The organism is Candidatus Trichorickettsia mobilis (genome assembly GCF_034366785.1).
In the GTDB taxonomy this organism is placed as follows: Bacteria; Pseudomonadota; Alphaproteobacteria; order Rickettsiales; family Rickettsiaceae; genus Trichorickettsia; species Trichorickettsia mobilis_A.
Genome location: NZ_CP112932.1, coordinates 941,662 through 957,012 on the forward strand (window position 1 = coordinate 941,662; position 15,351 = coordinate 957,012).

General features: G+C 34.3%; 9 protein-coding genes. 7 read left to right on the forward strand and 2 right to left on the reverse strand.

What is annotated here, in order from left to right; genetic code table 11:
- Window positions 1–24: 24 nt before the first annotated feature.
- The 3 genes from typA to Trichorick_RS04325 all read left to right on the forward strand — a co-directional run bounded on the left by typA (window position 25) and on the right by Trichorick_RS04325 (window position 4,362).
- A complete protein-coding gene (gene typA / locus Trichorick_RS04315) occupies window positions 25–1,845 on the forward strand; it encodes a translational GTPase TypA (RefSeq protein WP_323737803.1) in 1,821 nt (606 codons plus the stop codon).
- A 142-nt stretch (window positions 1,846–1,987) separates the two neighbouring features.
- Complete coding sequence (locus Trichorick_RS04320; RefSeq protein ID WP_323737804.1) at window positions 1,988–2,608, forward strand: dioxygenase family protein; 621 nt, start codon at window positions 1,988–1,990, stop codon at window positions 2,606–2,608.
- Window positions 2,609–3,105: 497 nt separating this feature from the next.
- A complete protein-coding gene (locus Trichorick_RS04325) occupies window positions 3,106–4,362 on the forward strand; it encodes an MFS transporter (RefSeq protein WP_323737805.1) in 1,257 nt (418 codons plus the stop codon).
- Between the two features lie 232 nt (window positions 4,363–4,594).
- On the opposite strand, the gene dnaE is transcribed toward Trichorick_RS04325, so the two are convergent.
- Together dnaE and Trichorick_RS04335 are read right to left on the reverse strand one after the other, a co-directional pair.
- A complete protein-coding gene (gene dnaE / locus Trichorick_RS04330; protein ID WP_323737806.1) occupies window positions 4,595–8,053 on the reverse strand; it encodes a DNA polymerase III subunit alpha in 3,459 nt (1,152 codons plus the stop codon).
- Window positions 8,043–9,476 (reverse strand): UDP-glucose dehydrogenase family protein, encoded by a 1,434-nt coding sequence (locus Trichorick_RS04335; RefSeq protein ID WP_323737807.1) that lies wholly within the window; start codon window positions 9,474–9,476, stop codon window positions 8,043–8,045. The genes dnaE and Trichorick_RS04335 overlap by 11 nt, the downstream gene beginning before the upstream one ends.
- Window positions 9,477–9,598: 122 nt before the next feature.
- Between Trichorick_RS04335 and Trichorick_RS04340 the strand changes: the two genes are divergently transcribed.
- The 4 genes from Trichorick_RS04340 (at window position 9,599) to Trichorick_RS04355 (ending at window position 15,339) form a co-directional block, all read left to right on the forward strand.
- On the forward strand, window positions 9,599–11,941 hold the full coding sequence (locus tag Trichorick_RS04340; protein WP_323737808.1) for a YhdP family protein: 2,343 nt from the start codon (window positions 9,599–9,601) through the stop codon (window positions 11,939–11,941).
- Window positions 11,942–12,242: 301 nt separating this feature from the next.
- A complete protein-coding gene (locus Trichorick_RS04345) occupies window positions 12,243–13,229 on the forward strand; it encodes an aminoglycoside phosphotransferase family protein (protein WP_323737809.1) in 987 nt (328 codons plus the stop codon).
- On the forward strand, window positions 13,196–13,924 hold the full coding sequence (locus Trichorick_RS04350) for a sugar phosphate nucleotidyltransferase (protein ID WP_323737810.1): 729 nt from the start codon (window positions 13,196–13,198) through the stop codon (window positions 13,922–13,924). Before Trichorick_RS04345 ends, Trichorick_RS04350 begins: the two co-directional genes overlap by 34 nt.
- Before the next feature lie 338 nt (window positions 13,925–14,262).
- The gene (locus Trichorick_RS04355) at window positions 14,263–15,339 is read left to right on the forward strand and encodes a class I SAM-dependent methyltransferase (RefSeq protein WP_323737811.1); all 1,077 of its coding nucleotides are present in this window, start codon (window positions 14,263–14,265) and stop codon (window positions 15,337–15,339) included.
- The last annotated feature ends 12 nt before the right edge of the window (window positions 15,340–15,351 follow it).

Here is a 15,351-nt window from a genome sequence, read left to right on the forward strand (position 1 = left end):
AAAAATTTAAAGAGTTTTCTTATCATGTATGATATTCGTAATATTGCCATCATTGCCCACGTTGATCACGGTAAAACTACTCTGATTAATAGTATGCTAAAGCAAAGTGGCACTTTTAGAGCTAATCAAGAAGTAGCAGATTGTGCTATGGATTCTAATGCTTTGGAGCGTGAACGCGGCATTACTATTTTAGCAAAATGCACTTCAATTATATGGAACGATCATCATATAAATATTGTTGACACCCCAGGGCATGCTGATTTCGGTGGTGAGGTTGAACGTATTTTAAGCATGGTTGATGGTGTAGTCTTGTTAGTTGATGCTTCTGAGGGGCCAATGCCACAAACAAAATTTGTGTTGTCCAAAGCTCTAAAACTTGGCTTGCGTCCTATCGTGCTGATTAATAAAATTGATCGTGCCGATCGCCGAATTAATGAAGTAGTAGATGAAGTATTTGAATTATTTATGGCGCTTGATGCTACTGATACCCAGCTTGATTTTCCAATTATTTATGCTTCAGGTCGTGCAGGTTTTGCTATGCGTAATTTAGAGGATAATGGTAAAGATATTATTCCTCTTTTTGAATTAATTCTGGCGCATGTTCCTCCTCCTCGCGGCAATGTTGACGCTCCTTTTTCCATGCTTATTACCACTCGTGAATATAATGCTTATTTGGGGCGTATTCTCACTGGACGTATACATAGTGGTTCAGTGAAAGTAAACCAGGCTGTTAAAGTATTAAACCGTGAAAATAATTTATTAGAGAATGGTCGAATTAGCAAAATATTAACTTTCGCCGGTTTAGAGAGAGTAGCTATAGAGACAGCTAGCTGTGGAGATATTGTTGCCATTGCTGGGATTGGTAATGCTACTGTTGGTGATACTGTTTGTGCTCCAGAAATTAGTGAGGCACTACCATCACTGCCCATAGATCCACCAACATTAGAAATGATGTTTTCGATAAATGACTCACCTCTTGCTGGGCTTGAAGGTTCAAAACTGACCTCACGAGTTTTAGGTGAAAGGCTTGCACGTGAAATAGAGGGTAATGTTGCTATTCGAGTTACCGAAAGCCCAAACAAGGATTCATTCTCCGTTGCCGGACGTGGTGAATTGCAATTAGGTATTCTGATTGAAACTATGCGTCGTGAAGGATTTGAATTATCAATCAGTCGTCCACGAGTATTATTTAAAACCGATGAGCAGGATAAGCGTTTGGAACCAATTGAAGAAATTCAAATTGATGTTGATGATGAATTTGTTGGGGTTGTCGTTAAATCACTTAGTTTGCGCAAAGCCGAAATGACTGATATGCGACCTTCCGGTAGTGGTAAGACACGCATAATATTCTTAGGTCCATCGCGTGGTTTGATTGGCTATCATGGTCAATTTCTTACTGAGACTCGTGGCACTGGGATCATGAACCGCAGTTTCTATAATTACGCTCCTTATCGTGGTGCTATAGAAGGACGTCGTAACGGAGTATTAATTTCTAATGAAGACGGGGTAGCTTCTGCTTATGCATTATGGAATCTGGAAGATCGTGGCAAAATGTTCATTTCTCCTTCCGTGCAAGTTTATCAAGGAATGATTATTGGTGAGCATAGTCGTGATAATGATCTTGAAGTTAATCCGATTAAAGCCAAACAATTATCTAATGTCCGTGCCGCTGGCAAAGATGAAGCTATACGTCTTACCCCACCAGTACTAATGACCCTTGAACAAGCAATTAGCTATATTGAAGATGACGAACTGGTTGAGGTCACGCCAAAGTCCATTCGTTTGCGTAAGGCAATCTTAAACCCCAATGAGCGTAAAAGAGCGAGCAAACGTAGTGAGAGCTAGAAATTTCTGAAGTATTTGGACAGTTGTTAGTGGGTCAGAAGATAGATTTTTATCGTAATACAAATAGCTTGTTGGTAACAATTATATTTACGAATCTGGTATAACAAAGCTATACTAGATTTATTAAATAGAGATACATAGCATGCGCATAATAATAAGTTTTTTTTGTATCATCATATATATTACAGATAGTTTAGCCATAAATGATAGAGTATATCCTAATAAGCTGAATAGTTGTACTGTAACTGAAGCTGCAATCAATGATTATGAACCAGAAAAATTCGGTGCCACAAATAATTTGCTGAGAAGCACAGGAGGACAACCAATTTTTTGTGGTACAAAGATTATTATTAAAGGTAGAGTATTAGATGAAAATTGTGTACCAATATCTGATGCAAAAATATATTTATGGCAAGTTGGTTGCGATGGTAAATATCCTTATCAACCGTTACGTAATAGGATTGATCAAAATTTATTAAATTTAGATAACGGCTCTAGTTTCACTGGATCAGGTACGGCTACTAGTAATAATCAAGGAGAATTTGTTTTTATTACCATATACCCTCCTGCTTTAAAATCTGAAAAAGCGCATTTAAATTTTAGGGTACAACATCGTAATTTGGGGGTATTACAAACAAAATTTTACTTATCTAATGAACATATTATAGAAGAAATAGATAATAATGACCCACTACTTGAAGGTAACACCAGAATCTATGGCTTTGAAGTGGTAGTACCAGGAGAAACAACAAAAAGATATTAGAGCCTCTCTCACAATCTCAATTTCTGAATGGTAAAAGAATTTCCAGAAATAAAGTATTTTCACTGCTGTTTTGAGGAAAAAACTACCAGGTGCTGGTTCTTTGGTTTAAAGTTACACTTGCTGATTAGGCATTGCGTACATAATAGTAAAAAAGATATTGTAATATACCTATTTTTTATATATAATGATGTAAAGTATGTAAAGTTGGCTCGTAGTTAATAGTTAATGCAAGTTGCCAATTAAAATTATCAGAAGCTCCTTCAAGCAAGAAGGCTGGACTTACTTCTGTGGTTTTAACAAAATTTTTAATTGGTAACTGGTGGTAGTTAGTGTAATTTTAAACAATTAATATTTAATCTTAATGCAAAGCTTTTTGTATTTCACATTTCTTAATTCTTCTATTATTATTGGCGGCTAGCCGCCATCATCTTTTTTTCTATTTATTTATACCCATCAAAATTTTGTACACAATACCTAAGAAATTTAAGGATAATTTTATGTTTTACAATAAACAACAAGGTATTTTGCCTTTTGTAATGTGGTTGTTTCCACTAAGTTTTTTTACCTATCAATTTATATTGCGCCTATGGCCAGGTTTAATGATGCAACAGATTATGCAGCAATTTATGATTGATGCTACAGAGTTTGGTTTGCTCGCTTCTTGCTATTATTACGGCTATGCTGCTATGCAAATTCCAGTAGCGATGGCTTTGGATCGTTATTCACCAAGATATGTAGTGTTTTTAAGCGCATTAGTCTGCGGCATTGCTGCCGCTACACTGAGTTATACAGAAAACTGGTATATTGCTCTTATTAGTCGTTGTTGTATTGGAGCTGGTTCTGCTGTTGGATTTTTAGGAACTTCAAAAGTAGTATCACAATGGTTTAGCCAAGAACAATATGCACGAATGATTGGCTTTACTTTTACTATAGGTTTAATGGGAGCAATATATGGTGGTAAGCCAGTGAGTATAATGGTTATGTCTTTAGGTTGGTATAAAGTAAGTATTATCTTGTCTTCAGTAGCGGTAATCATTGGTATATTAACATATTTATTCTTACGAGCACCAACTACAGATACTAATTTAACGGAGATCACAGCGGTATTACAAATTCGTGATTTTAGAAAACTCATTAATTCTCCAGTCATGTGGATTCTAGCTATTGCCAATTTATTAATGGTGGGGTCATTAGAGGGTTTTGCCGATGTTTGGGGAGTACCATATTTAATGACTACATATCATATCGCCAAAGGTGATGCAGCAGAATTAATATCGTTTATCTTTTTAGGAATGCTTGTTGGTGGCCCAGTGCTGGCGTTATGTGCTAAAAAATTAGGTAATTATTTAGTAATTAGTTTATGTGGTATGATTATGGCCATCATATTTGCTCAATTATTATGGTTAAGTAATAGTGAGATTAGTCTTTTATTATTAAGATGCCTGTTTGTCATTATAGGAATAATGTGTTGTTATCAGGTATTAATTTTTGCTATCGGTTGTGAATTGGTTGAAGCGAAGCTTCTGGGTGTTACTGTAGCGTTCTTGAATTGTATTAATATGTTAGGTGGAGTATTTTTTCATACTTCAATCGGTTTTATTATGGATTTATTTTGGACCGGTAAGATGCAGGATGATCTTCGTATTTATAGTGTAGAGTCATACTCTTATGCATTGAGTATTATTCCACTTTGTGCATTAATAGGAGCAAGTATGGTTCTGTTGGTTAGAGTGATAATAGCCAAAAGAAAATAAGATATTTTATAATAAGCCTCTTCGGAAACTTATCTTCGCGGTAATTTTGTTCACTCAAAACTTGTCTCCGCTCCGCAACAAAAAGAGACTGCTTGCGGTGCTCGCCTTCGTTTTTTCTAAAAATTCCTCTCTTACATGCAGTTTCCGAAGAGGTCTAATGAAGATAGAGAACTCAAGCAAGGCAGTTAGAATCATCTCTTTTTCTTTAACGATTATATGGTGACGGTGACAGTCAACCTTCAGGATGATTTAGTTTATTAAACTCAAATTGCTTCAAAGTCAGTAAATTATCGGTATTTAAATAAAAATTTCCTGGTAACTCAATTTTGGCCATAAAACACTCGTTAACTTGTAAGAACAAACAAATTTCTGCATTAGTTTGGTCAGCATTATCAGCAATTTTTAGTATATCTATAATTTCACTTAATTCTGAATAATTTCTAGAATAAAGCTTTAGATTAAATTTGGTATTACTGACAAGATCATTTAGGGCTATAAAATGTTTTGCTGTCAATTTAATGCCGCCATCGTCTTTGAAAACATCACAGCTGACCACTACCAGTGTTTGTAGTTCTAACAACTGAATATTATTTTTTATAACTTCTTCATTATAGATAGTTATATCAAAAATGCTAAACTGATCTGATAATTGTAAGCTAATAAACCTACCGCGTGCAGACATCCTGGAATCTTTCTTTTGTAGGACGCCAGCAATTTGAATTTGACTAATTCCCTGAGGCAAAGAATGTAGAGTATCTGAATTATAGATACTATTCTGCTGCAATATATCATAATATTCTGATAATGGGTGGTATCTTGTAAATAATCCTAATACTTCAAATTCTTGAAACGATAAAGCGCTAGCAGTTAACATTGATGCTTCTTGAAGAATATAGCTATTACTATGATCAGCTTTCAGCAAACTAAATTGATTAGTTACCTTTTCCTGGTGATAAGATACTGCATACCCCATCAATTTTGAAATACTAGATAGTAATTGATTACGATTTGGATGGAGTAGGTCAAAGCAACCAGCTTTAATAAGGTTTTCCAGCAAACGACGATTAAGTAATTTAGGCTCTATTCGTTCTACAAAATCAATAATATTTTTAAAAGCACCGTTTTTTGCTCTTTCATTACTTAACATTTCGCCGAAAGATGGAGGTACATTCTTAATTGCACCCAGTGCGTATATTATGGTTTTTTCCTCTGAGATAGCAAAATAACCACGAGCAACATTAATATCTGGGGGAATAACTTTGATTTGGTTGTTTTTGGCCTCTTGAATAAATAAATTAATTTTATCAAAATTATCAAGCTCAAGATTTAAACAGGTTACTAAAAATTCTAAGGTGAAATTAGCTTTTAAATAGGCTGTTTGATAAGAAATTACTGCATAAGCAGAAGCATGAGCTTTATTAAAACCATAACCGGCAAATTTGGCTACAGTTGCAAAAATTGATTTTGCATGTTCAATTGCTATGCCTTTTGCATGCGCCCCATTGATAAAAATTTCTTCCTGAGCCTGCATTTCTTTTTTGACTTTCTTACCCATGGCTTTACGTAATAAGTCTGCAGCTCCAAGGCTATATCCAGCAAGAGTCTTAGCAATTTCTAACACCTGTTCCTGGTATATAATTACGCCGTAAGTATATTCTAGAATAGGTTTTAACAATGGGTGTAAATAATCAGGTTGCTGTTTACCGTGTTTACAAGCTATATAGGTCGGGATATTTTCCATTGGTCCTGGGCGATATAATGAGCCAAGAGCAATTAAATCTCCAATACAATCAGGCTGCAGGCGTTTTAAAGTATCTTTCATGCCAATACTTTCAAACTGAAACACTCCAGTACCGGCTCCTGTAGATAACATTTGATAAGTCTTGTGATCATCAAATGGAATATGATCTAAATTTATCTCGGTACCACGAGTTCTCAATAATTCTAGACATTTAGCAATTACGGTAAGAGTTTGTAGTCCTAAAAAATCAAACTTCATTAATCCGGCTAAATCTGCATATTTCATTGAATATTGCACTATTAGCATATTAGAATTAAGATCTTGATATAGTGGTACTAATTCTATTAAATCAATCCCAGCAATAACTACTCCGGCTGCATGCACTGATGTATGGCGATGTAATCCTTCTAAAACTAGTGCAGTAGACAATACTTGCTTGATTACTTCTTCTTCGCCTGTTAAGTTATATAACCCATTGCCACTTGCTGCAGCTTTTAATTCCGCAACTGATGCAATCGCTGCTTCCAATGTTACCGGATTTACTGCATTAAACGGCACCAACTCAGTTAAATAATCAGCATATCTATACGCTAACCCCAGAACCCTGGCAACATCTTTGATTACTGCCTTAGCTTGCATTTTACCAAAGGTAATAATCTGTCCTACTCGATTATCTCCATATTTAGTACGTACATAATTTATGACTTCTTCACGTCGCTCCTGACAGAAATCAATATCAAAATCGGGCATTGAAATTCGTTCAGGATTTAAAAAACGCTCAAATAGCAAACCAAATTTTATTGGATCAAGATCCGTGATTAACAAACTCCAGGCTACTATTGATCCTACTCCAGATCCCCTACCTGGCCCTACGGCAATTCCTTGTTCTTTACTCCATTTAATAAAATCAGCTACGATCAAAAAATAGCCGGCAAAGTTCATTCGACAAATAATATCCAGCTCATATTCTAAGCGCTCGTGATACTGCTTCCTGATCTCATCACTCTTATTTTTTGCAGGACTTTCATATTGTAATTTTATTGCTAATCTTGAATTTAAGCCTAGGATAGCTTCCTGACGTAATATATCAACTTCTGCAATATCTTGATTAGTGCTGAAACTGGGTAACATTGGAGAGCGAGTTTCTGCCATAAAATAACAGCGTTTAGCTAAACAAACTGTATTTTCTATTGCCGATGGTAAATCTGCAAATAATGCAATCATCTCAGCTTTTGATTTGAAATAGCACTGATTACTAACTCTCTTGCGGTGATCATGATCTTTAGTGACTCCACCGGCGATACAAAGCATAACGTCATGAGCGTCATGCATTTCGATATTAGCAAATAATACATTGTTAGTGGCAAGCAAGGGTATGCCAAGATCGGCAGCAATTTTAATATAACTGGCTTCGATTCTGCGTTCTTTTTCGAGATGATGACGCATAAGCTCAAAATAAAAGCGATCACCAAAAATGTTCTGTAATTGACTTGCCCAACTAATAGCTTGATGTAAGTCATCGTTAAGTAAATTTTTACCAATAACACCTTCGGTATAACAGGACAAGGCAATAATACCGTCACTATATTCAACTAAATTATCAAGCGTAATATGATTACAAATTTTACGTTCATTCTTAATGAAACTATAACTAACTAATTTTAATAAATTGCGATAACCAACATCATCTTTAGCGATTAATAAAATTTCTGCAAATTGATTTTCTACAATAGCTAAATTAAGGATGGCGCCATGTATTGGCTGAAGACCATGGCTACTTGCGCTGATTGCAAACTCCAGTGAACCAAACAAATTACCGCGATCGGCCAAACAAAGTGCCGGCATGGCAGCAGCTTTAGCCAGGTTAACAATGTTGTCTATAGTCAGCGCACTTTCTAGCATTGAATAAGAGCTTTGTACTCTGAAGTGGACGAACGGCTCAATCGCCATGATGTCTACCTACCGCATAATATTTAAAGCCTTTTTGTTGAAGGTGCGTTACATCCAGGATATTCCTTAAATCAATAATGATCGGTGTTTTTAATTGTTGATAAATAATATCAAAATCTAATTCTCGAAATTCTGGCCATTCAGTAGTAATAATAATTGCATCAGCTCCTACACAAGCTTCAATAGCAGAATTTATACATTCTATTCCAGCCAATGGCGAAAAGATTTGCGGATCATAGACTCTAATAATAGCACCCTCAGCTTGCAATAACTGAATGATTTTAATTGCTGGACTATCTCTTATATCATCTGTCCCCGCTTTAAAGGTAAGACCAAATATTGCGAAAACTTGCCCCAAGAGCTTTGTTCCCATTATATTACAAATTTTTTTGACCATATCATGAGATCGAAGGTTATTAGCTTTAATCGTTGCATCTAATACTAGGCAATCAAGATCGTAATTTTTTGCCACCTGTGATAATGCTAAAATATCTTTAGGAAAACAAGAACCGCCAAAACCAGGACCAGCTTGCAAAAATTCCATACCAATTCGATGATCAGATCCCATCCCTAAGCTCAACTCCGTAATATTCGCATCTATTTTTTCACATATATTAGCCATCTCATTAATAAAAGCTATTTTAGTGGCTAAGAAAGAATTGGCAGCATACTTAATTAACTCAGCAGTTGCTAAGTCAGTCCATATAAAAGGAATGTCACGTGCAAGCAAAGGCTGATAAAGCGTTGTCAAAATTTGTTTGGCATAATCATCATTAGTGCCAATAACTATTCTATCTGGTGTTAAAAAATCTTGTACAGCACAACCTTCCCGTAAAAACTCAGGGTTAGAAGCAATGTGATATTGTTTGCCTTTAATTCGCAGCGCATTGTCAATATTGCGACAAGTTCCAGGAGGTATAGTAGATTTAATGACAATCACACTAGACCTATTTTGAAACTCTACTCCCGTGAACAATTGCGTCGTCACCTTGGTGCTCGGATCCTCATGTACATTAAGTACATTGCGGTCCTGCGCGCCAAATGCTCCTAGCACTTGCTCCACGGGAGCGAGTTTCAAAAGAGGTCTATCTTGGTTAATATTATCCTGAATATTATGAATGGCATCCAGAACACCGCTTATGTCGGCAGCACCAGATGCTAGCGAAGGAGTGCCTACTGTGATAAAAATAACCTCTGCTTTTTTTACAGCTGAATATTGAGTAGAGAAATTTAATTTACCGGAGTACAATTCCTCTTTAAAATATTCTTCTAAGCCTGGCTCATAAATTGGTAATATACCTGCTTGCAGCTGCTCAATCTTGAAAACATCAGTATCGATACAGGTAACATTATGACCTAAATAACTCATCATGACCCCAGAGACTAATCCGACATATCCCACGCCGATAAATGCAATATCCATTAGCTTACTTTTTTAAATCGTATATATTCTAAGTTCTGCAATTGACTTGAAGAACTTAACTTAAAATTCCTAGAATGAATCTGTTTTATAGAATATTACTTACGCTGACAATGTTATTATTTATGACAGCATCAATAATATTCGGTGCATATTACGGCTATTTTGATCGTTACATAAAAGTAGCTCTTGAGTCTTATCTAAGTAATCAGCATCTCCAGATCACCATTGGAGAACTAAAAACAACAGCTGGCATCATTAATATTAATAAGTTGCTCTTAAACACCAACGACAATCAACAAATTGTTCAAAGCAATGTCTCCATCAACTATAATTTTAAATTACTACAATTAGTTGCTGATGCACAGATTACATTTGATCAGATAGATCTTTCTACTCTCTTCAATACACATCAAGATTTATCAACTGCTAGCTCTGCTGTATGTCAATATAGTTATAATGTATTAAATAAATTAACCACCACAGATTGCAATTTACAATTAGCACATGAATCTTATCTATCAATTAATAGCATTATCGGTTCTAACAACATTGTAGTTAATGGAACTATTAAAAATATACCACTAATCCTGCATAAAATCGTTGGAAAAATTTTTCCCGAAAATGAGGTAGTATTATTTATCGATGAATATATTAAAGCTGGAGATCTTACTAATGGTAAATTTAATTTAAACCTTGATGATGAGTTTTTTAATAAACATATTATAACTCCAGATAACTTATCTGGCAAATTCAACGTACAAAATGTTGAATTTAAATATGACAATGTATTTCCTGCGCTTAAAGACGCAGATCTTGAGGTTTTGCTTTCCGGTTATGACTTGCATATATTACTTAAACAAGCTTATTCTAGCAAGAGTTTAATCTCCAATGGTCATATTACTCTCGATTGGCAGCATCCAGATTCTGCTGCAGTGTTAGTAAATGCTATTAGCAAAGGTCCGACGGTAGATCTAATAGATTTCGTTTCCAGTGAAGTTATAAATGAGCTAAAAGCTTCCTCTATTGATTTAAAGAAATTAGATGGCGTTGCAAATTCAACGATTGAAATTATCATTCCACTCAATCCATTAATTAAGAATTCTTATAATATTTCTACTGAGGTCTCAGATGCTAATTTAGAAATTTTTGATCGTAATCTTAAAATCAGCAATAGCCATATTAAAGGAAAGTTTGACGGAAGTACGGTAATTTTAAATGGTAGAGGTAAAATCAATAACTTTGATAGTAGCTTTAATTATCAGCACAACCTAATTGATCAACAGGAATTCTCAAATATATTACAAGTAAAGACCACTATCAGTGGTCCAAATCATAATTTAGGATTCGTTAATCTTCTATCTGGCAATGCCATCATTAACCTTGAATATAAGAGTAATCATGACCATGCCAATATTAGTCTTACTTCTGATCTCAAGAATCTAGAATTTTATTTGAATAAAATATCAATACATAAACTTGTAGGAGAAAAAGCTAATTTAAAACTAACAACTAATCTACTTAAACCTAAGCGCACTCTTGACTTCAAGCTAATTGGTGACAACAACTTAAATCTTAGTGGCTCAATTACTATCAGCGGTAAAAAATATCAATTACTATTACCAATAATTACTCACTATGATACCAACATAAAAGGAGAGGTCAACATTGAACCCGGTAATTTTACAGCAAAAATCCAAGGTAGCCAACTTGATTTATCTCAAGCAAATATGCTCCAATTTCTAGAAAAGAATAAAGAAAACACTGATACTAATCTTAAAGTAGAGATAGATAGAATTAAGCTTAAACACAATATATGGCTTGATGATGTGGTTATGAAGGTTAAATGTGATCAAGTGAGGTGTTTTAAGGGATATCTGGATTCAAAAATTGGCAGCAAATTCTTAAAAATGCTGCTGAAAACCTTTGATAACAAGGAGGAGTGGGTTATTACCTCTAACAATGTTGGTGCAGTCTTTAAAAGTATTGGTATATTTAACGATATGAAAGCTGGCACCATGTTATTAACCTTAACTACCAGCCGACAACAGGTAAAAATTGGTGAAATTATACCTATTTTAGATGGTAGTTTTACTTTCAGAAGATTTGTGGTGACTAATATGCCATTTTTAACTAAAGTAGTGTCATTCGTGTCTTTACCTGGATTTATAAACTCTATCACCAATAACAAAAATATTGTTTTTGCCGATATGACTGGTAATTTTAGTTATCAAAATAATATTATTAACATCAGTGACGCGGTAGCTGATGGACCATATTTTGATTTTACGATGGCCGGTAATATTGATATAAATAATCATAAAATTAAGCTCAGAGGTCAAGTAATACCATCTTTATTTGGTATCAGTAATATTATAAAACATGTACCAATACTTGGCTCTCTTCCGGTTAAAGGACATCATAGAGGTATTTTTTCTGCGCCATATGCTATTGAGCATAAATACTAAACTATACTCGGTGAAAATTGAGAATTGTGTCATCGTATCCAAAGATCTGAGGTGCGAAGCAAATAAGTAACTGCTTGCGCTCCGCAGACTTCGATGCTCCTAGTGCTTCCTCAATTTTGATCTTCGTCTACCTATATACTCCCATATACTCTCATGGAATGCACAATTGGTAGAGTATACGCGTCAAGTTAAGGAAAAAGAGACGATACAAACTCGCTATGCGAGTAGAAGTCATTGCGAAGTGCATAACCGAAGCAATCCAGTTATATGGCAAAGCCAATTTAAATAATATACAAATAATATGAATATTCAACGCACTGAACTAAAAAATGAATTTTTAAGAAATTATTTTCATGACCAACAATTTCATCTACAAGCCTTACCTATAGACGCTTCATTTCGTAAATATGATCGGGTTGTTTGCAATAAAGCTAAGATGATATTAATGGATTCACCGCCGGAATATTATAAGTTAGAAGATTTTATCAGTATAGCTTGTTTTTTGAGCGACAATAATTTTTCTGCCCCACAAATTTATCAGGCTGATGTTGCTCATGGATTTTTATTACTGGAAGATTTTGGTGATACGAATATTGGTAAGTATTTACTGCAGCATAATGATTATAATAATAAGGTAAGAATTTACCGATTAATTATTGATTTGTTGGTTAAGTTACAATCGATCACACCTATTAGCCAGCTGAATATTCATACAACAGATATGCTGCTGCAGGGACTGGAACTATATACTGATTGGTATATACCTTTTGTTACCAATCATCCATTGCATGAAGAGCTAAAAGCAGAATTTTTAGAATTATGGCGAGCTGTAATTCAGCAACACTTAAATTCAATAGAATATACCACAGTACTGCGAGATTATCATGTTGAAAATATGATGTTGCTTGATCGAGTGGGCATTAATGCTATCGGACTCTTGGATTTTCAGGACGCAGTTATCGGTTCTCCATTATATGATGTGGTCTCAGTATTGGAAGATGCAAGAATAGAAGTAGATCAAAAATTTGCCAATGAATGTTTAGAATATTATCTTTCACAAAATTCACATTTAAATAAACAAGATAGTTATTTACTATATCATCTATTAGGAGCACAACGTAACAGTAGAATTCTTGGTGTTTTTGTAAGAAAAGCAGTGCGTGACCAACAAAAAGGTTATTTACAATATATATCAAGAATTTTATCTTATTTAGAACAAGATTTAGCCCATGAATCTTTAAATCAAATAGCAAAATGGATCAAGAAAAATACCAAATCGATACTATAATGATATTTGCGGCAGGCTATGGTAAAAGAATGCAGCATTTAACAACTGCCAGCCCAAAACCTTTAATTCCTATTTTGGGTACGCCTATATTACATTATGTATTACAATTAGCACTTACTTATCCTTTTAAGAGAATAGTTATTAATACACATTATTGTCATCAGCAAATCGTAGATTCTATTAATGAATTTAAGTTACAACATGTAGTTAATACAGAAATTATATTAATTCACGAACCCCATCTGTTGGAAACGGGTGGAGGAATTAAAAATGCCTATCCTATTCTTGGTAACAAGCCAATCTTTACTTGTAATAGTGATGTAATTATTCAGGCGCCACATAATATTTTTGACCTATTAGCGTCATCATGGGATGCGGTCAAGATGAATTTTTTACTTGCAGTGCAACTTTATGAGACTGCGGTAGGTTATAAAGGCAATGGAGATTTCGAGTTACTGGCCAATGGTAAATTATCTAGAGTGAAGACCACAGAGCACTATAATTATATATATTCAGGAATTAGTATACTAAAACCTGAATTCATTAATAATAATCCGGCAAAAGTGTTCTCGTTACGAGAATATTACTTAAATGATCAGCTTGTATACGGAGTGGTTATTCCGGAATGTAAGTGGTATCATGCGACTACGCCTGATGATGTAGTCGATATAGAATCGACATTACGTACTTGTTAAATTTCAGGAATTGGCGTCGTCGAGTACACACGTCATCCCGAACACAGCAAGTCATCCTGAACGCCTGATGTCATCCCGAACTTGTTTCGGGATCTCGTAAAATCCTGACGAGATCCTGAAACAAGTTCAGGATGACGTTGGTGCATTTAGGATGATGTTGTGTATTCAGGATGACTATACTTTTTATCAGTATGACTAGATGACTATAAATTGATATAGTTCGCAAAGTATATCTACACTGCAAAAATTAGACTAGCACTCATATCTCTGGCTACTTATGAGAAATTCTGCTAAAATACTTTTTTTGATTATATGACTTAGTAAAATGATGAAGTCATATGCTAAACTCATTTTTAATTCAAATAACTATCAAGGCATTAAATACAATGTTTATCACTAGAATGATTTCTTTTATTTATAATTTCTTAAAAAAACTCATTAGCTCCTGTTATCATTTTATCATTAATTTACCTAATTGGTATAAAGCAAAAATTAACTTTTGTAAGACGTACATCAGTGATTTTCACTATCGATTAAATAATTTAAGTACAACCAATCTAGACCTTGGAATTTACCATCTTAATAAGCTTCAGATAAATGATGCGATATTGCGATTTAAGTTAGTTACCAAATTTTTAGATAAAGAAAACAAAGTAGCGCATTATTGGCTTGGATGGTGCTATTTCTTAAAAGATAACTATGAGCAAGCTTCCTTTCATTTAGCACAAGCTGTTCATGTTGATACAATATTATTAAAAGATTTTGTTAAAAATTACTCGCGTCTTGATAGTATACCTATAGCAATATGGCAACAATATCGGGATTTTATTGCTGAACATTATACCCATAATCTTTATAGTGATGATGTTCATTTACCTTATCGTTTTATCCAGAAAGTACTATATCACATTAAGGAATTACCAAATCAATATAGTATATTAGAGTTAAGTAGTAATATAGGTGTAGCGGGATATGAAATTAGGAAACGCTTTCCAGATTCTTTTATTTTAAAAGGCGTTGAGATTTCTAAAAGGATGATTGAATTATCCAATACATATTATCAGAAGGTAAAAATTTATGATATGTTAATTCAGGATAATTTGCAGGACGTGATTAATCATACTTCTGAAACCTTTGATGTCATTTTGAGCTTATGTGGTTTTTCGTATACCAAGGATTTACGTTATTGCTTTGATAGTATAGCAACTAAGTTGAATAACCGGGGATATTTAGCTTTTTGTTTACCGATTAGTAATACCACTATTTATTCCATCAGACGCAAAGAATTCATCTTTGCTATTTTAGATATAGAAAATGCAATTGATAAAAGAAAATTTAATATATTAGATATATCTGAGATCGCTTTAAAAGAAAATAATAAATATGCGATTTTTGTTTGTCAAAAAATAGTCTGAATCACCATGAAT